Source organism: Streptosporangium sp. NPDC002607 (assembly GCF_053592655.1).
Map to the genome: position 1 here is coordinate 61939 of NZ_JBSFWD010000034.1, position 22477 is coordinate 84415.

The window sequence follows — 22477 nt, forward strand, 5'->3', positions numbered from 1 at the left end:
CCAGGCGGCCTCCATCCGGCCAGGAAGGGAAAGGCGTGGACTTCTGGGGGACAGTGCTCATCGTGTTGAGGCGCTGGTACGTCGCCCTGCCGGCGTTCCTGCTCTCCATAGGTGCCGCGGCGGGCGTCTACTCGTCGATTCCGACGCTCTACGTCTCGAACGCGGTGCTCGTGCTGACCATCCCGCCCACCGGCGGAAGCCTGCCGAGCGACCCTGGTCGCCCCAACGGGCTGACCAACCCCCTGCTGAACTTCGACTGGGGCCTGAGCATGTCCGCCTCGATCCTCGTCCAGGTGATCAGCGCGCCGGAGACCGTGGAGTCGCTCGGCGTGCGGCCCGAGGGCGACACCACCTTCACGGTCACCAACGGCAGCACCAACCCGGAGTCGTTGGACGGCGGGCCCTTCGTGTACATCGAGGGCACGAGCAGGTCGCCGTCCGGGGCCCGGGACATCGTGACGCGGGTCAGGGACCGGGCGAGGATCGAGCTGGCCGTTCGCCAGCGGCAGTTGAACGCGCCCCCGGCGACCTACATCACGATGAACGAGATGGTGCCGCCGACGGAGCCGCAGCCCCAGCGCACCGGGAAGACCCGGGGGGCCGCCGCGGCCCTGCTGCTCGGGGTGCTCGCCGGCCTCGCCGCGGTGTTCTCCCTGGAGAGCTTCCTCGACGCCCGGAGGCGGAGGGGCCGGGTGCCCCCGGCGCCGCCGTCCGGGCTGCCCGCCGAGCCCTCCCTGCTGCGACGTTGAGAGCCTCCGTGGTCCCCGCCTCCCTTGACCGCCCCGGTCTGCGCAGCGCCGACGGGGCGACCCTGGCCGCCGCGTTCGTCGTGGTCCTGATGCTGGTTCCGGCGCGGCTGGTCTTCCGCGGCGTGCCCTTCTCGCTCACACCGGCCGACGCGGTCGGCCTGTTCGCCGCGCTCTGGTGGTTCTGCGCGCACCTCACCACCACGCTCGGCGCGGCCAAGGGCCCCAACCCCGTGCGCACCGCGCTGTTCGGGTACGCGGTCGCGATGCTGGTCACCTACGGGTACGCTGGCGCCGGGTACCTGCCGCCCGACGAGCTCAACATGGCCGACCACGGCATCGTGCTCGTGGTGGCGACGGTGGGCATCGGGCTCGGGGCGTGCGACGGCATCCGGGGCCGGGAGCGGCTCGACTTCGTCCTGAAGTGTCTCGTGGTCTGTGGCGCGGCCGTCGGGGTGATCGCGGCGCTCCAGTTCGTGCTCGAATTCGACCTGACCAAATATCTGGCCCTTCCCGGCTTCCGATTCACCGCGGAGCTGCCCGCGATCCTCGAACGGAACACCCTGCGCCGGGTCGCGGGTACCACGGGGCACCCCATCGAGCTCGGGGTCGTCTGCGCGATGATCACTCCCGTCGCGCTGCACTACGCGTTCGGCGCCCGCGATCGGGGCGAGCCCTCCCTGCGCTGGTGGATCTGCTCCGCGCTGATCGGTGCCGGGCTGATGTTCTCCGTGTCGCGGTCGGCGGTCCTCGGGATAGCCGTCGTCGGCGCGGTGCTCCTCGCGGGCTGGCCCGCACGCAGGCGGCTGTGGGCGGCACTGGGCGGCGCCGGATTCCTGGTGGCGATGAAGGTGGCCGTGCCCGGCCTGCTCAGCGTGTTCCTCGGGTTGTTCACCAGCCTGTCCAGCGATTCGAGCATCCAGTACCGGACCCACGACTACGCGGTGGCGGCCACCGAGATCGGGAACCACCCCTGGGTCGGCAGGGGACTGGGCACCTGGTACGCGCCGAAGCACCTGATCTTCGACAACCAGTACATCCTGTCGCTGGTGGAGACCGGGATCATCGGCCTGGTCACCTTTTCCGGGATCTTCCTGACCGGTCTCTGGGCGGCGCTGCGCGTCCGCCGCCTCAGCTCCGACCCCGCCGTGCGGGACCTGGGACTTGCCCTGGCCGCCTGCCTGGTCGTCCCCCTGGTCGGGGCGGCCACGTTCGACCTGCGCTCGTTCGCGACCGTGACCGGCCTGTCGTTCCTGATCATCGGAGCCGCGGGCTCGCTGCTGCGCGGCACCCGGCTGCCCGAGAAAGCCGTCGAGAAGCCCGTCGAGAAGCCCGGTGAGGAGGTCAGCCGACCAGCCGCGCGCGCAGGTCCGCCCAGGAACCCGCGGCCAGATCGCGCTCGCTGATCGCGGTGACCGGCATCGGCCACTGGATGCCGAGATCGGGGTCGTCATAGCGGACCGAGAGGTCCTCGGCGGGGTCGTGCTCCCGGTCGATCCGGTAGCAGACGTCCGCCTGATCGGTCAGTGCCTGATAACCGTGCAACAAGCCAGGAGGAACGTAGAGGTGGACGAACATCTCATCGTCGAGCACCACCGACATCTGGCGGCCGAAGGTCGCCGAGCCCGGCCGGGCGTCGACGAGCACGTCGTGCACGGCGCCCCGGGCGCACCTGACGAGCTTGGCCTCCCCTCGTCCGCTCCGGCCGTGCAGCGCCCTGATCGTCCCCAGACGGGACCGCGACTGGCTGTCCTGGACGAACTCGGCGGGCCGCAGCCCGTGGGCGGCGGCGAGCGCGGCGTCGAAGGTACGGGTGAACAGCCCGCGGTCGTCCCTGCGCTGGGTCGGGATGAACAACAGGACACCGTCAATCTCGCCTTGTTCGACTCTCATGTGCCCATCTTCCAGATTCCCCGATCTTCCGGCCATCCAGAAGAGGAAAACGGTGCCGATCGTAATGTGCCGGAGAGCGTACTCTCCGTGGGCGGGCCGTCAGGCTCCGCGGCACCCCCGGTGACACCCGGGGAGACCCGGGGCCAGAACGGTTCGGCCAAGCCCACGGGCGGTGGCAGGGCCGGGTTCACGCGTGTCAGGGTCGGCGCGGTCGAGGTCATGGCGATCAGTGAAACCGAGCTGCTCGACCACGTGGCGGCGGAATGGCGGCGGGGACGTGGCGGCGCGATCGTCACCGCGAACGTCGACATCGTCCGCGCCGCCACGCGCGATCCCGACCTGGCCGACCTGGTCGCCCGCTCCGAGATCGTGGTCGCCGACGGCATGCCGGTGGTCTGGGCCGCAGGGCTCGCCGGACCGGCTCTGCCCTGCCGGATCACCGGGGCCTCGCTCGTGCACTCCCTGGCCGGGCGTGCCGCGCGCGAGAACCGCTCGGTCTACCTGCTCGGCGGAGAGCCCGGCGTACCGGAGGCCGCGGCCCGAGTCCTCGCCGGACGCTGCCCCGGACTGCGCGTGGCGGGCACCTGCTCGCCTCCCTTCGGGTTCGACTCCTCGCCGGAGGGGGTGCGTGAGGTGGTCGCCGAGGTGGTCGCCGCCGCACCGGACCTCGTCCTCGCCGGACTGGGCTTCCCCAAGCAGGAGAGGATCATCGCAGCCCTCCGCACCGAGCTGCCCGACGCCTGGTACCTCGGCTGCGGAGCCGGGATCCCGATGGCGGCCGGGCGGTTTCGCCGCGCTCCGGGGCCGGTCCAGCGGGTGGGCGCCGAGTGGCTGTACCGGCTCGCCCTGGAACCGCGCCGGCTGGCCCGCCGCTACCTGCGGGACGACGCGCCGTTCGCGGTCGCCCTCCTCATCGGTGCTCTGCGCACCCGCCTGACATCGAGACACCGCGCATGACCGGCGCGACCATCCCTCCCTCCCGCACCGGAAACGGCTCCGACATGGCTGTCCCCGCCCGGCCCCGGCTCGCCGTAGTGATCGTCACGTATTCGAGCGGTCAGGTCGTCGAGGGGTGCCTGCGCTCACTCGACGCGGCGCTGGCCGGCGCCGGTCCGGCACGGGTCGTGGTGGTGGACAACGCCTCGGCGGACGACACCGTCGAGCGGGTACGCGAGGCCGCGCCGGAGGCCGAGGTGATCCAGACCGGGCGCAACGCCGGCTTCGCCGCCGGGGTGAACGCGGGCATCGCCGCCGCGGACGGCTGTGACGTGCTGGTGCTGAACCCGGACATCCGGCTCGCGCCCGGTTCGGTGCTCCTGCTCAGGCAGGCGCTCGCCGTGCCGGGGACCGGGATAGCGGCCCCCCACCTCACCGCCGAGACGGGAGAGCTCCACCTCTCCCTGCGCAGGCGGCCCACCGTGCTGAGGGCGCTGGGCGAGGCGCTGCTCGGCGGCCACCGGGCTGGGCGGTTCCACCCGCTCGGCGAGCTGGTCGTGGAGCCGTCCGCCTACGGCAGGCCGCACACCGTCGACTGGGTGACCGGCGCGGCCTGGATGGTCTCCCGAGCCTGCCTGGACGCCCTGGGCCCCCTCGACGAGCGCTACTTCCTCTACTCGGAGGAGACCGAGTACATGCTCAGGGCCGGGGAGGCGGGGTTCGCGGTCCGGTACGAGCCCCGGGCAGTGGCCGTGCATCTCGGTGGCGAGCAGTCCACCTCAAGCCGGCTGTGGGCACTGTCGGCGGCCAACCGGGTCCGGATGCACCGCGAGCGGTACGGTCGCCCGCGCGGGCAGCTGATGCGGCTGGCCGTCGGGCTCAACGAGCTGGTCCGCGCGGTGGCCAGGGGCGGCGTGGGCGGGAGAAGGCATCGGGCCGCCCTGCGCCAGCTGGTCGCGATGCGCGAGTGGCCGCCCAGACCCGGCGAGGAGGCGGGCCTCCCGGCCCGGGAGGCGGCACCCCCGGCCCGCGAGGAGGTACCCGTCCAGAAGGCGGACTCCCCCGGCTACCTGTGCTTCTCCGCGCAGGACTGGTGGTACCACAACCGGGCGCACTCGGACTTCCAGCTCATGCGCTCGATCGCCGCCCACCGGAAGGTCCTCGTGGTCAACAGCATCGGGATGCGGATGCCGACACCGGGCAGGTCCACGCAGGTGCTGCGGCGCGTCGGGCGCAAGCTGCGCAGCGTCGCGATGCTCGTCAGGAGGCCGCTGCGCGAGCTGCCCGGCTTCTACGTGATGTCCCCGCTGCCGCTGCCCTTCTACGGATCGCCGCTGGCCCGGCGGGTGAACGCGCTGCTGGTCCGGGCACAGGTGCTGGCGGTCTCGCGGGCACTGGGGCTGCACCGGCCCGTGATCATGGTGACCATCCCCACGGCATGGGACGTGGTGCGCCCGATGCGCAGGCAGGCGCTGGTGTTCAACCGTTCCGACCGGCACTCGTCGTTCCCCGAGTCCGACCGGCCGACCATCGAGGCGCTGGAACGCGGTCTGCTGGAGCGTTCCGACCACGTGCTCTACGTCAGCACCGCGCTGATGGACGAGGAGCGCCGGATGACCGGCGACCGCGCGTACTTCCTCGACCACGGTGTGGACACCGACCACTTCCGGCGGCGCCCGGAGAGCGAGCAGCCCGCCGACATTCGCGCGATTCCCGGGCCGAGGGTGGGTTTCTTCGGCGCGCTTGACGACTATCTGGTGGATTTCGACCTTCTCGAACGGATAGCCGGGGAACTGCCCGACGTGTCGCTGGTTCTGATCGGTGACGCGACGGTCCCGATGGAACGGCTCACCCGCCATCCGAATGTGCACTGGCTCGGATTCAGGCCGTACGAAACGATTCCCGGCTACGGATCGGGGTTCGATGTCGCGATCATGCCGTGGCTGGACAACCCATGGATAAAGCATTCGAACCCCATCAAACTCAAGGAATACCTCGCGCTGGGCCTGCCGGTGGTCAGCACCGATTTCCAGGAACTCGTGAACTATGCCGATCGAGTGAGAATCGCCGCGAGCGGTGACCTTTTCCTGGACGCTGTCCGTGCGACATTGCGTGAGGGGGGCCCGCGGCCGGCCGACGACCTGCGGGGGTCCGTGCTCGGCGCGTCCTGGTCGTCGCGTGCGGCACAACTGATGGCGCTCGCCGAGCCGTCATCGGATCCGCGTTGAGGAGGACGAGGTCATGGGGGCTGGAAGGCGCGGACGGGTGAGGGGGCGTCGCCCCGGGCGGTCGCTGCCGGTGCTGGCCGGGGTGGGGGCCGCCTCGGTGACGATGGCGATGCTCGGGTTCTGCTCGGTCGACGCGCCCGCCGACCAGGCCGGACGCCCGCTCGCGGACACGTCGACCGGCGCCCCGCCACCGGGCGACGTGCCGCAGGGGAGGGCACCGGAGGGCTCCGCCCAGTCCGCCGGCCACGCGTGGTCGGCCCAGGGCCCTCCCGCGACGGCCGCGCGGGTGCCGTGGGAGGGCGGTCCCGCCTACTACGGGCGGTTCGCCGCGCCCGCCGCGGCGGGCTGGACGAGCCCGTCGTTCTTCCCGGTCGGCGTCTGGTTCGAGTCCGTGATCAGCCAGGCCGATGTGAACAGGGACCGGGCCGCGGGGATCAACACGTACGTGGAGCTGACCGAGACCAGCGACATGGCACTGGTGCGGAAGAACGGGATGTCGGCGCTGACGAATGTCCCCCTGCCCGGCTACGGCAGCGAGACGGTGGGCTGGCTGCTCGACGACGAGGTGGACATGTGGGCGAAGGCGGGGGACGCGCGGTGGACCGGCAACCACCCCGGCGAGGGCCCCCTGTGCGTCCCGGAGGAGCGGGGATGCGGTTTCACGGTGCTACGCGCCCAGCAGGACCGGCTCCCGAAGGGCGACGGAAGGCTCCACTACGCCAACTACGGCAAGGGCGTGATGATGTGGGAGAAGGACGCGGACGCCGCCGCGTTCGTCAACCGCTTCACCGACGCCGTCTCGACCGACGTCTACTGGTACACCAGCGCGAGCGTCTGTCTGGACGGGCAGAACTTCCTGGCACTGCCGGTCGCCAGGTGCCGCAGGGCCGCCAACTACGGCGCCGTCATCGACCGCCAGCGCGAGCTGGACGCGCTGGACGGCCGCCGCCAGCCGATCTACGGTTTCGTCGAGGTCGGCTGGCCGGCCGAGAACGACACCCGGGCGATCCAGCCGGACCAGGTGACGGGCGCGGTGATGAACTCGCTGATCCACGAGGCTCGAGGCATCATCTACTTCAACCACAACTTCGGCGGCCCCTGCCACTCCCAGCACGTGCTGCGAGAGGGGTGCGGGAAGGAGGTCAGGCCCGCGGTGGCCGAGATCAACCGGCGGATCAGGAAGCTGGCTCCCGTGCTGAACACCCAGTCGTACGCGCACCGCTTCGGCCCCGGCCTCGACACCATGCTGAAATACCACCGGGGCTCGTACTACGTCTTCGCGATGCCCGGCGGGAAGACGGCGCCGGGCAGGCGCACGTTCACGCTGCCGCGCGGGGTGCGGGCCGCGCGCGCCGAGGTCCTCTTCGAGAACCGGACGGTCCGCGTCGACGGCAAGGGCCGCTTCACCGACTCCTTCGCCGCCGAGCACTCCCACCACATCTACCGGATCACCCCCTGAGCCCCGCCACGGGCGCCGGGTTCGCGGAGGGTTCTCGCCGGGACTCCGCTGCGATCGGACGGTCGGCTCACCATCGAGTCCCTCGCCGAGGAAGCCGGCCTCAGGCGCAACAAGCCGGCGCACAAGCCACTCGGATGAACGCCCTCGTGAAGGCGCAGGACTCCCGGCCTGTTGCGGCGGTCAGCCGAGCCAGCGGCCGTCGCGCATGAGGTCGCGTCCCCGCAGCTCGTTCGCCTCACGCCAGGCCTGGATGCGCCGCGGCCGGATCAGGAAGTACTGGTAGGGCTCGTCGAGCTCGCGCGGGTCGAAACCGGTCCTGGCCGCGAACGCGTCACCCGTCTTGGGGGCGAGGTCGGCGAGGTCCACCGGCTCGGCGGTGCCCTCGACGACGACGACGTCGCGGGTCGGCCCGAGGCCAAGGCGCACCCGGCCGTCCGCCAGCAGGTTGCGGCCGGTGACCGAGGCGCGCGGCGTCGAGATGAGGAACGCGGTCCCGTCCCAGAGGTACGAGAGCGGGATGAGGTGGACGCCGTCCGGGGAACCCGACGTCGCGACCCAGAGATCGACGTCGCTCTCCAGTTTCGCGCGAGTGTCCCGCAGCCTCTCCTCAAGTCCACGCGGCGGCGCGCCCGTCATGCTTCCTCCAGTCACTTCGTGGAGAGCCCTTCCTTCAGGGGACGGGCTCCGTCGATCATCGGCCGGTTCACCGGGGCCGCGGGCTTCCAGGCAGCAGCGACACATCAGGGCGTGGGTGCCGGCGATGCGGCCTCCCAGGCAAACCCGTCCGGGTCGGTGAAAGACCCGGCATCGCCACCGATCATGAGCCGGTGCGATCCGGTGCCTTCGGGAGAGACGCCGACGTCCTTGGCAAGGGCACGGCGCCGGTACAGCGCCAGCTTGACGGGACTCGACCCGGCGGCGAACTCGACGTACATGCGGCCGAAGCTCTTCGCCACGGCAAGGCCCTGGTCGAGGTAGAACCGCTTGCTCGCGGCCACGTCCGCGACTCCCAGCAGCAGCACGATCTCGTCGATCTGCCGGGTGGCCGGGCCGGTGTCCTTCTTCGCCGAGGTCGCGATCTTCCAGATCGTCCCGTCCGGGGCCTGTACGACACCGCCGTAGCCCCAGAGCGACTTCGCGGCAGGCTTCAGCGTCGTGGCGCCGGCGTCGAGGGCGGTGTCGATGAGGCTGTTGACGGTGGCCGGCTGGGACACCGTGAGCGCCAGCGTGAACCCACGGAAGCCGGTTGTGGGTGCCTCCGAGGCCCGCAGGCGTATCTGCGTGTCCAAGCCGAAGGCGTCGGCGTAGAAGCGGTCGGCGGCTGTGGGGTCGGCCACGTCGAGGGTGACGGATTCGATGGATGCCATGGCCATCACGCTAGTTGCGGCTCTGCGACCGGCGCTTCTTGATTCCTGACCGGTCTGGTCACCTGTTTCGCCACGCACGGCGGCATCCCCGCCGTCGCGCGCGCCGCGTGGTGCCGGTAGGTGCTGGGCGGCATGCCGACCAGTTCGGTGAAGCGGGTGCTGAAGGTGCCAAGCGACGAGCAGCCGACCGCGAAGCAGACCTCGGTGACGCTGAGGTCGCCACGACGCAGCAGCGTCATCGCGCGCTCGATGCGCCGCGTCATCAGGTACGAGTACGGCGACTCGCCGTAGGCCAGCCGGAACTGGCGGCTGAGGTGCCCGGCGGACATGTTCACGCCGCGGGCGAGCGCCTCGACGTTCAGTGGCTGCGCGTACTCCCGGTCGATCCGGTCGCGGACGCGGCGCAGCCGCGCGAGGTCGTTCAGGCGTTGCGCCGCGGCGCGTGCGCGCCCCCACGAGGGGTGACACATGGGAGAACTCCTTTTCGTCGATGTCCGTGAGCGGCTGGGTCGCATGCCGGGGTAGGCGGCGAGGTGCTCGATGACCGGCTTGCCGGAGTCGACGAGCCGGTCGAGCAACTGCTCGACGGCGGCGGGATGGAGGCCGGTGGTCGCGACGCCGGCCGTCATGGCCGAATCGACGACCGGACGGCTCAGCGAAGCTCCTGGATGCGGACCAGGTTGCCCGCGGGATCGCGGAAGGCGCAGTCGCGGACGCCGTACGGCTGCTCGATCAGCTCCTGGACGACCTCGGCGTCGCCGGCCTGCAGCTTCTCGAAAGTGCCGTCGAGGTCGGGGGTGGCCAGCAGGATCCAGCCGTAGGTGCCCTTGGCCATCATCTCGACGATGGTGCGGCGCTCGTCGTCGGTGATCCCAGGGTCGGCGGCCGGCGGTGCCAGGAGGATGGACGTGCCGGGCTGGCCGACGGGGCCGACCGTGATCCAGCGCATCTTGCCCTGTCCGACGTCGCTGCGGACCTCGAAGCCGAGGGCGTCGCGGTAGAAGGCCAGGGACGCGTCCGGGTCGTCATGCGGGAGGAAGCTCGTGTGAATGGTGATGTCCATGACAATCAGGCTAGCTGCGGCTTTGTGACCCGCGCTTCTCGATTCCTGATCGATCCGGCCACCTGTCTCACCCGTCGCGCGCACCGCCTGGCGCGTCGCCCAGGATCTCCTCAACCGTCCCCAGGTGATCACAAACCGGGACAGCACCTCCTGCTCAGCCACCAGCCGCCGGTTCGGCTCCGCGTTCTGCTCCCGGGCCGTAGCCTCCCGACCGGACAGCTCCTCCCACAGCGATGCCCGGGTAGCCGGGCGGGCGGGTTTGAAGGGGAAGGCGCCAGCGGGCCCAGATGGTTTTGCCCGGATGGTTGGGGAGGGGGGTGACGCCGGTGTCGTGGGCGAGGGCTCGGACGATGGTCAGGCCACGGCCGTGGATGGCTTCGACGCCGAGGGCGAGGTGCCGGGGCCGTCCAGGGCCCCGGTCGGTGACCTGGATCTGGAACTCGTCCGCACCGGCCCACAGGGAGAGCCTGACCACGGGCTCGCCGTGGATGATCGCGTTGGCGAGCAGCTCGCCGACCACCAGGACGGCGTCGTCGACGAGGTGGTGGAGCGCCCAGGCGGCGAGGGTCTCGCGCACCATGGCGCGGGTCTTGCCGATGATCGGCAGGTCATGTGGCAGGTCCCAGCAGACGGTGCGCGGGCCGTCTGGAGTCCGCGAGTCGTCCAGGGCCGGTGGGGTGTCCGGGGTCTCGAGCATGGGCCCTCCTTGGGGTGGCGGTGTGCTGTGTTCGGCCTCGCGCATCAGGTCGCGTAGTTCGTCGGCGGTGCCGGCCTGGACGATCAGAGGTTCGGGGGCGGGCCAGCCGGCGACGGCGTGGAAGCGCCGGGTGCCGGGGCCGTACCAGACGGTCCAGGCGGGCTCGATCTGGTCGAGCTGCTCGGCGCAGGCTCGCTCGGCCAGGTCCCAGGGCTGGGAGTCGACCTGCGCGGTGGCCGTTCCTCGCCGGTGCCGCCCGCTCTGCCGGGCCTGGGGGTCGCGTCCGTTCATGCCGTCGCTCCCTGCCGGTACGGGGTGTGCTTACCGGAGGGGGTACGGGTGCCCAGTGGCCTTCCACGCCGGTACGGCACGGCGGCCGGGGTCACGGCCTGCTCCGGTCGCCGGTGCCGGCCGGGGGATGGTGTGTGCCCGGAGGGGAACATCGGAACCTGCTCGGTGGAGAGCAACGGAGGGTGTTCGGGGGAGGTTGCCGGAACCTCCTTGGCAGGGGGCATCGGGGGGTGTTCGGGGAAGGCCGTGGCCTGGCCGGGGGAGGTGATCGGGGGTGGCGGGATGAGAGGGCGGTGGGTGGGGTGGGCCGCCGGGTGGCCGGAGAGGCCGAGGCGGCGGCGGGTGGTCATTCGGGCGTGTACCTGGGTGGGGGTGGGCTGCTCCCAGTGATGGTGTGCGCGGTGCGGGAGGCTGGCGGCCTCGTGTGCGTATGGGGGATGGCCGCACCAGCGGCAGCCGAGGGGCATCGGCGGCCGGTTCGCGTGCCAACGTACCCGGATCGGCCTGGGGTTTCCTCTAGGGTTGTGCATCAGATCGGACCTCCTACGTCCGGTCGAGGGGCTTGTCGTGGCGTGCCGTGCCGTGGCAGGCCCCGCTCTGTTTGTGGGTTGGGGGCGATGCGCCGGGGTGTGTCCGCCTTGCGGGAGGTGACGTCGAGGGAGGTGACGTCCGCCCCCTCCGGAGGACTTACTCAGCGGTGACAGGTGTGTATCCGGCAGAGGTGTGAAGCGCGGCCGAGAGTGCGTTTTCCGCTGAATCGACGAACATTTCCACTCCCCTTATCCGGACATATGCGGTGATTTTTTCGACAGCTTTGGACGGTTGCTCTTTGTGTGTTCGAGAGGGCCGCTCCGGCGATGCTTCCGCCCTCCTGAACTGCTTCACAGAGTGCCTTTTGATGACTACTTTGGGTATCGAAAAGTCCAGCACATTGCCGCACATCTTGTATTGAAGCTGTGCTCTTGTGCTGACGGAGTGGCCTTCCCTGTCGGACGGAGCTGAAATGTCCGTAACCCCCAACTCTGGCCCGTTCGTGAGGCCATTGACTGTTTTCGGTGCCGAGCTACGCAAGCGTCGGAAAATGGCTGGTCTATCGCAGGATCGGCTAGCGGAAATCACCCAATTCAGTCAGAGTCTGATCGGCTTCATCGAAAGGGGTGAGCGCACCCCAAGCCGCAATTTCGCTCAGCGCTGCGACGACGCCCTGGAAGCGAAGGGGGAACTTGTCCATCTATGGGAGCAGGTCACTCGGGGGGCGAGCCCCAAGTGGTTCCGGGATTGGCTAGACGTCGAACCAGCAGCGCACACGCTGCACACCTGGGAGCCACTTGTCATACCCGGTCTTCTCCAAATCGAGGAATACGCGCGGGCGGTTATCCGTGGAGAGCCCGGCATAGCTGACGAGCAGACAGAAAAGGCTGTCATGGCTCGGATGGCGCGACAGGAGATTTTCGCTCGCCCCAACCCGCCGATGTTTCGTGTGGTGCTGGACGAAGGTGTTCTGTGCCGCCCTATCGGCGGAAAGGAAGTCATGCGTCGTCAACTCGAACGCCTCGTGGAGGCAATAGAGTCCCCGCGTATCTGCCTCCAGATCATTCCCATGGAGTTGGGGGTAACGACAGGGATCCTTGGCGGATTCGTGATCGCTCAGGTTGCAGGAAGTGCAGACACCGTGTACATCCAGTCGGCGACTCACGGGTACGTGACAAATCGCCCGAAAGATGTTGAAGCTATATACAGCAGATACGACGCCCTGCGAGCTGAGGCACAGCCTCAGCATCTATCCATCGCGTTGATCAGAGAGGCAGCGAAGCTGTGGACTTGAGCGATGAATTGAAGAGTGCGGCCTGGCGTAAGGCCACCAAGAGCGGATCCGACCAGGGCAACTGCCTGGAGGTTGCGCCGTTGTCGGGTGGTCGGGTGGGCCTGCGGGACACCGAGGCCCCCGAGCAGGCGCCGTTCGTGGTGAGCGCGAGTGTCTGGGACGCCTTCATCGACGGCGCCAAGAAGGGCGAGTTCGACTTCTAGCCCCAACCTCGGAACACGGGAAGGTTCTCGGCCACGGTCAGGGACTTTCCCGTCCGTACCGCCAACAGCGGAGAGGCGGAGAAACCGTGGACCTGAGTGATGAGCTGAAGAGCGCGGCCTGGCGCAAGGCCACCAAGAACGGATCCAACGGGGAAACCGCCCTCGTTGTCGGTGGCTGCTGCCGAACCGGAGTGTACGACCGGGGGTCGGCTTCCGTCGTAGGCTGAATTTCGCCCGTGATGGAGGGAGGCTGCGGTGGCCGAGACGATGGTGGCCGAGGTGATGGCCGAGCTGGCCGAGCTTGAGGACCCGAGGATGCGCGAGGTGAACGAGAAACACGGTGACGATCACGGTGTGAACCTCGGCAAACTGCGCGCGATCGCGAAGCGGCTGAAGACGCAGCAGGAGCTCGCGTGCCGGCTCTGGAAGACGGATGACACCGCGGCGAGACTGCTGGCGATCCTGATCTGCCGCCCGAAGGCGTTCGAGCGTGACGAGTTGGACGCCATGGTGCGCGAGGCGCGCGCACCAAAGGTGCACGACTGGCTCGTGAACTACGTGGTGAAGAAGAGCCCGCACTCAGAAGAGCTGCGCCTGGCCTGGTTGGCCGATCCGGATCCGGTGGTCGCGAGTGCAGGTTGGGCGCTGACCGTCGAACGTGTGGCGAAGCAGCCCGAGGTCCTCGACCTCGTAGGACTGCTCGACGTCATCGAGGCGGAGATGAAAGACGCCCCGGATCGTCTGCAGTGGGCGATGAACCACTGCCTGGCCCAGATCGGGATCGAGCACGCCGAGCACCGCGCCCGCTCGATCGACATCGGTGAGCGCCTGGAGGTGCTCAAGGACTATCCGACCTCCCCTGGCTGCACGTCTCCGTTCGCGCCCGTCTGGATCACCGAGATGGTGCGCCGACAGCCACGATGAGACGGACTCGTCCGGCGAGTCGGCGGTGGCGAACGAGGGCGGCACGCCGCTGCGCATCTCCGAGGCGGGGGACAGCTTTCGGGAGGCGAACGGCGCCGCGAGTCTCCAGTGGATGCGCGAGCCGCGGCGCGCTTGTCCCCCGTGCGAGCTACCCGTGAGTGTCCACCGTGCGGTGACGATTCCAGACCGCTGAATCCATAGCGTTCTCGACGTAGCCCCGCGGCGCTCCGGCCGCGGGATCTCGCGAGGGAGTCGCCATGCGATTGTTGAAGCAGCTTGTGGCCGTCGCCGCGGTGGCCTTCGTCGGCAGTGCGGGCGTGGGCGCGGTGCGGGGGAATGCGCTTCTCACCCTGGTTCTCGGGGTCGCGACAGCCGCTCTCGCGGTGTTCGTGTACGCCTGGGTGGTGCGGTGGTCCGAGCGCAGGGCGCCGGTCGAGGTGGCCGCGGCAGGTGCCGCCGCCGCGACCGGCCGGGGGGTGCTGATCGGTGTCGGGATGTTCGCGGCGGTCATCGTGAACATCGCCTTCCTGGGCGGTTACCGAATCGACGGCCTGGGCTCGCTGACGGGCGCGATCGCGCTGTTCGGCCTCATGGCGGCCGCCGCCGTGACGGAAGAGCTGATCTTTCGTGGCATCCTGTTCCGGATCATCGAGGAACGCGCCGGCACGTGGATCGCGCTCGCACTGACCAGCCTGCTGTTCGGCCTGTCGCACCTGTCCAACGAGCACGCCAGTCTGTGGGGCGCGATCGCCATCGCGATCGAGGCCGGTGGCATGCTCGCCGCAGCCTACGCCGCCACCCGCACCCTGTGGGTGCCGATCGGCCTGCACTTCGGCTGGAATTTCGCGGCGGCCGGCATCTTCGGCGCCGTAGTCTCGGGCAACGACGCGTCGGAAGGTCTGCTGAACGGCGTGACGTCGGGCCCGGCCCTGCTCACCGGCGGTGAGTTCGGGCCGGAGGCGAGCCCGTACGCGGTCCTGTTCGGGGTGCTGCTGACGATCGCCTTCATGTGGCTGGCCCGTCGGCGAGGCAACCTGATCCCCCGCCGACGCGGTGCCCGGCCCGGCGAGACCGCTACGCTCCCCCAGTGATCGATCTGTGGCGGTTCCCGGACCTGTGGCGGCGATCCGACGTTACGGTCCGGGACCTTCCGTTCGCGCTGCTGCTGGTCGCCGCGTCACTTCTGCCGGCGCTTCACGACAACGGGACGCAACTCGGCGACCTGCCGGCCCGCCCCTTCGACGCGACGGCCGTCGCGGTGATCGCCCTGGAGTGCCTCCCGCTCGCCGTACGCAGACGGTGGCCGGCCGTCTGTCTCGTCCTGGTGTCGCTCGGCTTCGCCCTCGACCAGCTCCGCGCGTACCACCTGGTGGCGGGCGTCGCCCTGCCCATCGCGCTCGTGAGTGCGGGCGCCCATCTGGAACGCCACCGGCGCGTCACCGTGGTCCTCCTCTCCGCGGCGTACCTGCCACTCGCGCTCGCGCTCGACCGGCTCGGCTCGACCGAGGGGCCGGAAGGGTACGTGATGTTCTACCTGGCGCTGGTTCTCGCGTGGGGCATCGGGGCCTGGCTGCGCTCCACCCGGGCCGCAGAGGCCGAACGTCGCCGCCACGTCGCCGAGACCACCCGCGTCGCCGAACGCACCCGCATCGCCCGCGAACTCCACGACGTCGTGACCCACCACGTGACGGCGATGGTCGTGCAGGCCGAGGCGGCACGCTACCTGACCGGCGCACCCGATCGCCTTGACGCGACCCTGAGCGCCGTCACCGACACCGGCCGGCGGGCCATCGCCGATCTGCGGCACCTGCTCGATCTGCTCAACCCCGACCACGATGACGCCGTCAGGAGGATGCCGTCCATCGGTGAGCTTCACACACTTGTTGAGCAGACGCGCCAGGCCGGGCAGCCGGTGGAGTTCATCGAGGAGGGAAGACCGGCGCGATCGGCAGGCAGTGCCGAGTTCGTGGCCTATAGGGTCGTGCAGGAGTCCCTGACGAACGCCCTCAAATACGCCCACGGCAGCCGCACCGTGGTCCATGTGCGCTTCGGCGAGAAGGAGATCACCGTGGAGGTCGGCACCGACGGGTCCGGTTCGCGGACCGGCTCGCCCGGTGGGAGCGGGCGGGGCCTCGCCGGGCTCCGCGAGCGGGTCGACGCCCTGGGCGGCGAGTTCAGCGCCGATCGGCAGGCGGACGGCGGTTTCTTCGTGCGGGCACGCATCCCCGTGGGGAGCCCGTCGTGAACGCGCCGATTCGGGTCCTGGTCTGCGACGACCAGGTGCTGATCCGCACCGGGTTCGCGACGATCCTCGACGCGCAGGCCGACCTTGAGGTGGTGGGTGAGTGCGGGGACGGTCGCGCCGCGGTCGACCTCGCCCGCCGGCTGAACCCGGACGTCGTGGTGATGGACGTACGCATGCCGGTGCTCGACGGCATCGAGGCGACCCGCCTGCTGGCCGGTGCCGGAGTGGCGCACCCCGTCAAGGTCCTCGTGGTGACGACGTTCAACCTGGACGAGTACGTGTACGAGGCGCTGCGCGCGGGAGCGAGCGGGTTCCTGCTCAAGGACGCCCCACCGGCGCAGTTGTTGCACGGCATCCGCACCGTCGCGGCGGGTGCCGCGCTGCTGGCACCCGAGGTGACGCGGCAGCTCGTCGGCAGGTACGCGGCGCGGATTCGTCCCACCGAAGTCGCGCCGGGCGACATCGTGTTGACCCCGCGCGAGCTGGAGGTACTGCGCCACATCGCCGAAGGGCTGTCCAACAGTGAGATCGCCGCGACTTTGGTGATCAGCCAGGAGACCGTCAAGACGTACGTGTCGCGCATCCTCACCAAACTCGACCTGCGTGACCGCGTGCAGGCGGTGGTCTACGCCTACCGCAGGGGTTTGGTGACCTGAGACGCGGCGGATGACCGTGCCCCGGCGGAGACCATCCGTTGTCCCCATGGTGAGCTTTCCGGTCGTGGGGTCGCTCGACCGGAAGGTGCGGGGCGGCCTGGGCGGGCGGTGCGCTCAGCGGCCTTCGCGGGCGAACCAGTCGACGGTCCTACGCAGTCCTTCCTCCAGCCCGACGGCGGGGCGCCAGCCGAGGATCTCGGCGGCGGGGGCCGGGTCGGCGATCCTGGCGCTGTCCAGCGCCCTGTCGGTGAGCACGCCGTAGCGGGGGCGTGTCCGGCCGCCGACGATCTCGGAGAGCAGCTCCACGGTGTCGCGGATGGAGGTGCCCGTCCCGGTGCCGATGTCGAAGGCGCGACCCGCCGCCTCCGGCGTCTCGCCCGCGGCGAGGAAGGCGTCGATCACGTCGTCGACGTACACCCAGTCGAGGTGGCGCGTTCCGCTGCCGAGCTCGGGCTCTCGCCCGCGCAGCAGCGACAGTGCCACGTAGGGGACCAGCTTGTGGGTGTCCTGGCGGCCGGGGCCGTAGACCATGCCGATCCGCAGGTTGCTGACCTGGACGCCCCACAGGTGGTGGAACATTCGTGCGTAGCCGTCGGCGGCCCACTTGGACACCGCGTACGGCGAGGACGGCGCTTTGTCGCCCTCCTCCGGCCGTAGCTCCTCCAGCGAGCCCGCCAGCACCACCCTGGTCTCCGGGACGTCGGCGACCGCCGTCAGCAGGTTGACCACGCCGGTGAGGTTGCTGTGCAGCATCGGCAGCACGAGCTTCGGGTCTCTCGCCCCCGCGACCTCGCTCGCCAGGTGGAACACGACGGTGGGGCGGGTCGAGTCGACGAGCCACTCGACCGCGCCCGCGTCGGCGACGTCCGCGACGTGCCACGTCTCGCCGTACGCGCTCTCCCTGAGGCGGCGGCCGACCGCGTGCACCCGCGCGCCGAGCGCGCACAGGCGCCGCACCAGGTGGGCGCCGATGAAGCCGCCGGCCCCCGTCACCAGTACGGGCCTCGCTCGCCAGTACTCTTCCGCTACCGGGTCGGCCATGCGCTTTCTCCTGGTTCGGGGGGTTTGTGCCAGGTAAGTGGTAAGGCCCGCTCCGAAGAGCGGGCCTTACCGTGTGATGCCGTGCGTTTGTTCCCGATCAGCCGATACGCCAGGTGTCTCCGCCGAGCAGCAGGTCGTTCAGGTCACCGGGACCCCGCTCGTCGACGGCCTCCTGGAGTTGCTCGGTCATGAGCTCGTCGTAGGAGGGACGGGCGACGCTGCGGAAGACGCCGATCGGGACGTGCTCGAAGGCGGGCTCGTCCAGCCGGGAGAGCGCGAAGGCCAGCGAGGGGTCGGCGCGGTGGGCGTCGTGCACGAGGATCTCCTCCTCGCTCACCGACGACCTCGGGACGACCTCGATACCGCCGTCGGCCGCCCGGCGCACCGCCTTGGAAGCCGAGGCGATGGGCTGGCCGTGCTCCAGGCGGAGCGTGATGTCGTCCCGCCGCTCCGGGTCCTTCAACTGCTCGAAGGCGTTGTCGTTGAAGATGTTGCAGTTCTGGTAGATCTCGACCAGGGAGGTGCCCCGGTGCTCGGCGGCCTCGCGCAGCACCGACTGCAGGTGCTTGCGGTCGGAGTCGATGGTCCTGGCCACGAAGGAGGCCTCGGCGCCGATGGCCAGCGAGATCGGGTTGAACGGCTTGTCCAGCGAGCCCATCGGGGTGGACTTCGTGATCTTGCCGACCTCGGAGGTCGGGGAGTACTGCCCCTTGGTGAGACCGTAGATCCTGTTGTTGAACAGCAGGATGTTCAGGTTGACGTTGCGGCGCAGCGCGTGGATGAGGTGGTTGCCGCCGATGGACAGCGAGTCGCCGTCACCGGTGATCACCCAGACCGACAGGTCGGGACGCGAGGCGGCCAGGCCGGTCGCGATCGCCGGGGCGCGGCCGTGGATCGAGTGGAACCCGTAGGTGTCCATGTAGTACGGGAACCGCGAGGAGCAGCCGATGCCCGAGACGAACACCATGTTCTCGCGCTTGAGGCCGAGTTCGGGCACGAACGACTGGACCGCGGCCAGGATGGCGTAGTCACCGCATCCGGGGCACCAGCGGACCTCCTGGTCGGTCTTGAAGTCCTTCATTCCGAGCTTGACCTCGGACTTCGGGACCAGCGAAAGCCCCCCGCCGGTTCCGGGGACGGACAATTCGGTACCACTACTCACTGTCGATCACGTCCTGGATCACGCCGGCAAGTTCTTCGGCCTTGAACGGAAGTCCACGCACTCGGTTGTAGCTGATGATGTCGACCAGGAAGCGGGCACGGAGCAGCAGCGCGAGCTGGCCGAGGTTGATCTCCGGCAGGAGCACCTTGTCGTACGCGCGCAGGACCTCGCCGGTGTTGGCGGGCAGCGGGTTGACGTGCCGCAGGTGGGCCTGGGCGACCTTGCCACCGGCCTTCCTGATGCGCCGCGCGGCCGCCGCGATCGGTCCGTAGGTGGACCCCCAGCCGAGCACCAGCACGCGGGCGTCGCCGTCGGGATCGTCCACCTCAAGCGCCGGGATGTCGTGGGCGATCCCGTCGATCTTGGCCTGGCGGATCCTGACCATCCGGTCGTGGTTGTCGGGATCGTAGGAGATGTTCCCGGTGCCCTCGGCCTTCTCGATGCCGCCGATCCGGTGCTCCAGGCCGGCGGTGCCGGGAATCGCCCAGGGGCGGGCGAGGGTCTCGGGGTCGCGCTTGAACGGCAGGAAGGTCACGCCGTCCTCGGCGTTCGGCCCGGAGGCGAACTCGGTGGAGATGTCGGGCAGATCGGCGGCGTCGGGCACCTTCCACGGCTCGGAGCCGTTGGCGAGGTAGCCGTCGGAGAGCAGCATGACCGGGGTGCGGTACTTCACCGCGATCCTGGCCGCCTCCACCGCCGCGTCGAAGCAGTCGGAGGGGGTCGAGGGGGCGATGATCGGCAGCGGCGACTCGCCGTTGCGGCCGTACATGGCCATCAGGAGGTCGGTCTGCTCGGTCTTGGTGGGCATGCCGGTGCTGGGACCCGCACGCTGCACGTCGACCACGATGAGCGGCAGCTCGGTGGTCACCGCGAGGCCGACGGTCTCGGCCTTCAGCGCGACACCGGGCCCGGAGGTCGTCGTGATGCCCAGGGCGCCGCCGAAGGAGGCGCCGAGCGCCGCGCCGACGCCCGCGATCTCGTCCTCGGCCTGGAAGGTGCGGATGCCGAACCGCTTGTGCTTGGAGAGCTCGTGCAGGATGTCGCTGGCCGGGGTGATCGGGTAGGACCCGAGGAAGAGCGGCAGCCTCGACTGCACCGAGGCGGCGATCAGGCCGTAGGCGAGCGCCTGGTTGCCGGAGATGTTGCGGTACACGCCAGGGGCCAGCTTGGCCGGCTTGACCTCGTAGGAGACCGAGAAGGACTCGGTGGTCTCGCCGTAGTTCCAGCCCGCCTGGAAGGCGGCGATGTTGGCCTTGGCGATGTCGGGCTTCTTGGCGAACTTGGTCTCCAGGAACTGGATCGTCGCCTCGGTGGGCCGGTGGTAGAGCCAGCTCAGCAGCCCGAGGGCGAACATGTTCTTGGACCGCTCGGCGTCCTTCTTGGACAGCGCGAAGCCTTCGAGGGCCTTGACGGTCAGCGAGGTCAGCGGCACCGAGTGGACCCGCCACGCGGCGAGCGAGTCGTCCTCCAGCGGGCTGACGGCGTAGCCCACCTTCTGCAGGTTGCGCTTGGTGAACTCGTCGGTGTTGGCGATGATGTCGGCGCCGCGCGGCAGGTCCGAGAGGTTCGCCTTCAGCGCGGCGGGGTTCATCGCGACCAGGACGTTGGGCGCGTCACCCGGGGTGAGGATGTCGTGGTCGGCGAAGTGGAGCTGGAAACTCGACACGCCCGGCAGGGTGCCTGCGGGGGCGCGGATCTCAGCGGGGAAGTTGGGGAGTGTCGACAGGTCGTTGCCGAACTCAGCCGTCCCGGCGGTGAAGCGGTCGCCGGTCAGCTGCATGCCGTCGCCGGAGTCCCCGGCAAAACGGATGATCACGCGTTCGAGTTGCTGAACCTGCTTGGTCACAGCTCAGTCCTCCTCGACGCGACAGGGCGCCGTTGCTCGTGGCACATTCTTTTTTCCATGCTAGATCCTCGGGGGTCACGCGTAGGCTTTTCGCGTTCCACTCGGCGGAGAAGGGCGACCCGTGTCGCGCATCCTCTGCGGCCGCTGAGTCGAAACCTGGGGCGCGGATGTCGCGTTTTGCGGCCGGATCACGGCCTACGTGGAGGTCACGATCGCGGACGGCCGTCCCGACACAGCCCCGCCGCGAGCCGGCACAGGTCGACGTGCAGGCGGGCGAAGAGGACAGTTGAGGTCACGCTGCCCAACTATATGTCCCGTCGCGGCCGCGTTCTCATCGCCTCAGGCTATGGCCCCATAGCTCCAGGTTATGACATCGGCTACCGGTCCGGCGCCGTCGAAACGCCCCCGGAGTCGTAGGTCCGGCCGGGCACCATCTCGCGCGAGCCGTACAGCTCGGGGACGGTGACAAAGGTATAGCCCGCCTCGGAGAGCCGGCGCAGGATTTCCGGGGCCGCGTCGACCGTCGCGGGGTGGGAGTCGTGCAGGAGGACGATCGCCCCGGGCTCGGCCCGGGCGACGGTCCGGTCGGCGATCGCCCGGGGGTCGGGGTCCCAGCGATCCTCGGGGTCCACGTTCCAGCGCACCACGGCCATGTTCAGGCGGCCCGCGACGGTGGCCACCTGAATGTCGCTGTCGCCGTACGGCGGGCGCATCAGGGTGGGGACCTGGCCGATGATCTGGGCGACCGCGTGCTGCGCGCGGGTGAGCTGGTCGGCGATCTTGGTGGGGGGCAGCATGGTGAGATCGCGGTGGGACCAGGTGTGGTTGGCCACCAGGTGTCCCTCGTCGCGCATCCGCCTGAGCAGGTCGGGCCGGGCGGAGGCGTTGGAACCGAGGGTGAAGAAGGTCGCCCTCGCCCCGTGGGCGCGGAGGACGTCGAGCAGCCGCGCGGTCTCGGGGCCCGGCCCGTCGTCGTAGGTCAGCGCCACGCACCTGAGCTTCGCGCAGTCCACGCTGCCCGCCATGGAGCTGCGCGCCGGAGGCTTGTCGGTGCTCGCGGCCTTGATCTCCTCCCGCGACGTGGGGGCCGGAGCCTTCTTCGCCTGCACGGCCGAGCGCTGTGCCCGCAGCCCGATCTCCGACAGCAGCGGCGCCGCGGTCGCGGACGGTACGGCGACCGCCACCCGGCCGGCGACCCCCAGCCCCACCTGCTCGTCGTCGAACTCCACGACGAGGTCGCCACGTGGGTTGAAACCGAGGGAGTCGAACATCTCCCGGTCCGGCCTGAGCGCGTTCGGGGTCACCAGCGGTCCCCGCAGCCTCAGCTCGCTCCTGACGATCCCGGCCAGCGTGACCAGCGCGGGACGGCCGGTGAGCAGGTCGGCGGAGTCGAGGACGCGCCCCTTCACCCGGTCGTACCAGACGGTGGTGCGCGCCTCGCTCCAGCCCGACTCCATGGAGTGACCGATGCGCAGCCGTACCCCCAGGACCTCGGGGGATGCGGCGGCGAGCTGCCAGTCCACGTTGAACTCGGGCTTGGGCAGGGCGTTGGCGGGGGCGCCGCGCCGGGTGAACCCGTCGAGCTCTTCGCGCACGGTCCCGCGGAGCTTCTCGGTGAGGCGGGGGGCGCCGGGGACGGCCGGATAGACGGCGTGCACGTGCCGTTTCCCCGTCTCTCCGGAGAACAGGGTCCGTGTGCTCAGGCCCTGGACCACGGAGGGGTCCACATAATTGATCAATGTGGGCTCCGAGGGCATGGGGGCCTTCGCGGAAGAGGGGGTGATGGCTGCGCCGCAACCGGCGATCGTCACGGCCATCCAGGCGATTCCTCCGACGAATCGCAGGTTGGGCATGAAGTCACCTTAGGTGCGGTAACAGTGCATTTACCCTGATTT

General features: G+C 69.9%; 22 protein-coding genes. 11 read left to right on the plus strand and 11 right to left on the minus strand.

Annotated elements, in window-relative coordinates:
* Window positions 1-62 precede the first annotated feature (62 nt).
* Both ACWD3H_RS31720 and ACWD3H_RS31725 read left to right on the plus strand, forming a co-directional pair.
* On the plus strand, window positions 63-749 hold the full coding sequence (locus ACWD3H_RS31720; RefSeq protein ID WP_355550131.1) for a hypothetical protein: 687 nt from the start codon (window positions 63-65) through the stop codon (window positions 747-749).
* On the plus strand, window positions 746-2152 hold the full coding sequence (locus tag ACWD3H_RS31725) for an O-antigen ligase family protein (protein WP_451957598.1): 1407 nt from the start codon (window positions 746-748) through the stop codon (window positions 2150-2152). The genes ACWD3H_RS31720 and ACWD3H_RS31725 overlap by 4 nt, the downstream gene beginning before the upstream one ends.
* Here ACWD3H_RS31725 and ACWD3H_RS31730 read toward each other — a convergent pair.
* On the minus strand, window positions 2091-2639 hold the full coding sequence (locus ACWD3H_RS31730; RefSeq protein WP_451957599.1) for a dTDP-4-dehydrorhamnose 3,5-epimerase family protein: 549 nt from the start codon (window positions 2637-2639) through the stop codon (window positions 2091-2093). The genes ACWD3H_RS31725 and ACWD3H_RS31730 overlap by 62 nt on opposite strands.
* Before the next feature lie 219 nt (window positions 2640-2858).
* Here ACWD3H_RS31730 and ACWD3H_RS31735 point away from each other — a divergent pair, with 219 nt between their 5' ends.
* The 3 genes from ACWD3H_RS31735 to ACWD3H_RS31745 are packed head-to-tail and all read left to right on the plus strand — an operon-like array spanning window position 2859 to window position 7262.
* Complete coding sequence (locus tag ACWD3H_RS31735) at window positions 2859-3596, plus strand: WecB/TagA/CpsF family glycosyltransferase (protein ID WP_451957600.1); 738 nt, start codon at window positions 2859-2861, stop codon at window positions 3594-3596.
* Entirely contained in the window at window positions 3593-5803 is a 2211-nt protein-coding gene (locus ACWD3H_RS31740) for a glycosyltransferase (protein ID WP_451957601.1), read from the plus strand. The genes ACWD3H_RS31735 and ACWD3H_RS31740 overlap by 4 nt, the downstream gene beginning before the upstream one ends.
* A gap of 37 nt (window positions 5804-5840) precedes the next feature.
* Window positions 5841-7262: a hypothetical protein gene (locus ACWD3H_RS31745; protein ID WP_451957602.1), complete on the plus strand. Its 1422-nt coding sequence runs from the start codon at window positions 5841-5843 to the stop codon at window positions 7260-7262.
* A gap of 180 nt (window positions 7263-7442) precedes the next feature.
* Here ACWD3H_RS31745 and ACWD3H_RS31750 read toward each other — a convergent pair whose 3' ends face one another.
* From ACWD3H_RS31750 to ACWD3H_RS31775, 6 genes are all read right to left on the minus strand, one after another.
* The gene (locus ACWD3H_RS31750; RefSeq protein ID WP_451957603.1) at window positions 7443-7898 is read right to left on the minus strand and encodes a pyridoxamine 5'-phosphate oxidase family protein; all 456 of its coding nucleotides are present in this window, start codon (window positions 7896-7898) and stop codon (window positions 7443-7445) included.
* A 104-nt stretch (window positions 7899-8002) separates the two neighbouring features.
* Window positions 8003-8635 (minus strand): glyoxalase, encoded by a 633-nt coding sequence (locus ACWD3H_RS31755; protein WP_451957604.1) that lies wholly within the window; start codon window positions 8633-8635, stop codon window positions 8003-8005.
* Window positions 8635-9099, minus strand: a complete 465-nt coding sequence (locus tag ACWD3H_RS31760; protein WP_451957630.1) for a helix-turn-helix transcriptional regulator — start codon at window positions 9097-9099, stop codon at window positions 8635-8637. Before ACWD3H_RS31760 ends, ACWD3H_RS31755 begins: the two co-directional genes overlap by 1 nt.
* Window positions 9100-9281: 182 nt before the next feature.
* Entirely contained in the window at window positions 9282-9692 is a 411-nt protein-coding gene (locus tag ACWD3H_RS31765; RefSeq protein ID WP_451957605.1) for a VOC family protein, read from the minus strand.
* A 154-nt stretch (window positions 9693-9846) separates the two neighbouring features.
* The gene (locus ACWD3H_RS31770; RefSeq protein ID WP_451957606.1) at window positions 9847-10680 is read right to left on the minus strand and encodes an ATP-binding protein; all 834 of its coding nucleotides are present in this window, start codon (window positions 10678-10680) and stop codon (window positions 9847-9849) included.
* Window positions 10677-11030, minus strand: a complete 354-nt coding sequence (locus tag ACWD3H_RS31775; RefSeq protein ID WP_451957607.1) for a hypothetical protein — start codon at window positions 11028-11030, stop codon at window positions 10677-10679. The genes ACWD3H_RS31770 and ACWD3H_RS31775 overlap by 4 nt, the downstream gene beginning before the upstream one ends.
* Before the next feature lie 653 nt (window positions 11031-11683).
* Between ACWD3H_RS31775 and ACWD3H_RS31780 the strand changes: the two genes are divergently transcribed.
* The 6 genes from ACWD3H_RS31780 (at window position 11684) to ACWD3H_RS31805 (ending at window position 16533) form a co-directional block, all read left to right on the plus strand.
* The gene (locus ACWD3H_RS31780) at window positions 11684-12505 is read left to right on the plus strand and encodes a helix-turn-helix domain-containing protein (protein ID WP_451957608.1); all 822 of its coding nucleotides are present in this window, start codon (window positions 11684-11686) and stop codon (window positions 12503-12505) included.
* Window positions 12496-12708: a DUF397 domain-containing protein gene (locus ACWD3H_RS31785; protein WP_451957609.1), complete on the plus strand. Its 213-nt coding sequence runs from the start codon at window positions 12496-12498 to the stop codon at window positions 12706-12708. Before ACWD3H_RS31780 ends, ACWD3H_RS31785 begins: the two co-directional genes overlap by 10 nt.
* A 255-nt stretch (window positions 12709-12963) precedes the next feature.
* Window positions 12964-13632 carry a DNA alkylation repair protein gene (locus ACWD3H_RS31790; RefSeq protein WP_451957610.1) on the plus strand — a complete coding sequence of 223 codons (669 nt, stop codon included), beginning with the start codon at window positions 12964-12966 and terminating at the stop codon, window positions 13630-13632.
* Window positions 13633-13889: 257 nt separating this feature from the next.
* The gene (locus ACWD3H_RS31795) at window positions 13890-14723 is read left to right on the plus strand and encodes a CPBP family intramembrane glutamic endopeptidase (RefSeq protein WP_451957611.1); all 834 of its coding nucleotides are present in this window, start codon (window positions 13890-13892) and stop codon (window positions 14721-14723) included.
* The gene (locus tag ACWD3H_RS31800; RefSeq protein WP_451957612.1) at window positions 14720-15877 is read left to right on the plus strand and encodes a sensor histidine kinase; all 1158 of its coding nucleotides are present in this window, start codon (window positions 14720-14722) and stop codon (window positions 15875-15877) included. The genes ACWD3H_RS31795 and ACWD3H_RS31800 overlap by 4 nt, the downstream gene beginning before the upstream one ends.
* Entirely contained in the window at window positions 15874-16533 is a 660-nt protein-coding gene (locus ACWD3H_RS31805; protein ID WP_451957613.1) for a response regulator, read from the plus strand. Before ACWD3H_RS31800 ends, ACWD3H_RS31805 begins: the two co-directional genes overlap by 4 nt.
* Before the next feature lie 114 nt (window positions 16534-16647).
* On the opposite strand, the gene ACWD3H_RS31810 is transcribed toward ACWD3H_RS31805, so the two are convergent.
* The 4 genes from ACWD3H_RS31810 to ACWD3H_RS31825 all read right to left on the minus strand — a co-directional run bounded on the left by ACWD3H_RS31810 (window position 16648) and on the right by ACWD3H_RS31825 (window position 22435).
* Entirely contained in the window at window positions 16648-17574 is a 927-nt protein-coding gene (locus ACWD3H_RS31810) for an NAD-dependent epimerase/dehydratase family protein (protein ID WP_451957614.1), read from the minus strand.
* 97 nt (window positions 17575-17671) lie between these two features.
* The gene (locus tag ACWD3H_RS31815) at window positions 17672-18718 is read right to left on the minus strand and encodes a 2-oxoacid:ferredoxin oxidoreductase subunit beta (protein WP_451957615.1); all 1047 of its coding nucleotides are present in this window, start codon (window positions 18716-18718) and stop codon (window positions 17672-17674) included.
* Between the two features lie 10 nt (window positions 18719-18728).
* Complete coding sequence (locus ACWD3H_RS31820; RefSeq protein WP_355558102.1) at window positions 18729-20582, minus strand: 2-oxoacid:acceptor oxidoreductase subunit alpha; 1854 nt, start codon at window positions 20580-20582, stop codon at window positions 18729-18731.
* Window positions 20583-20959: 377 nt separating this feature from the next.
* Window positions 20960-22435 carry a polysaccharide deacetylase family protein gene (locus ACWD3H_RS31825; RefSeq protein ID WP_451957616.1) on the minus strand — a complete coding sequence of 492 codons (1476 nt, stop codon included), beginning with the start codon at window positions 22433-22435 and terminating at the stop codon, window positions 20960-20962.
* Window positions 22436-22477: the final 42 nt, after the last annotated feature.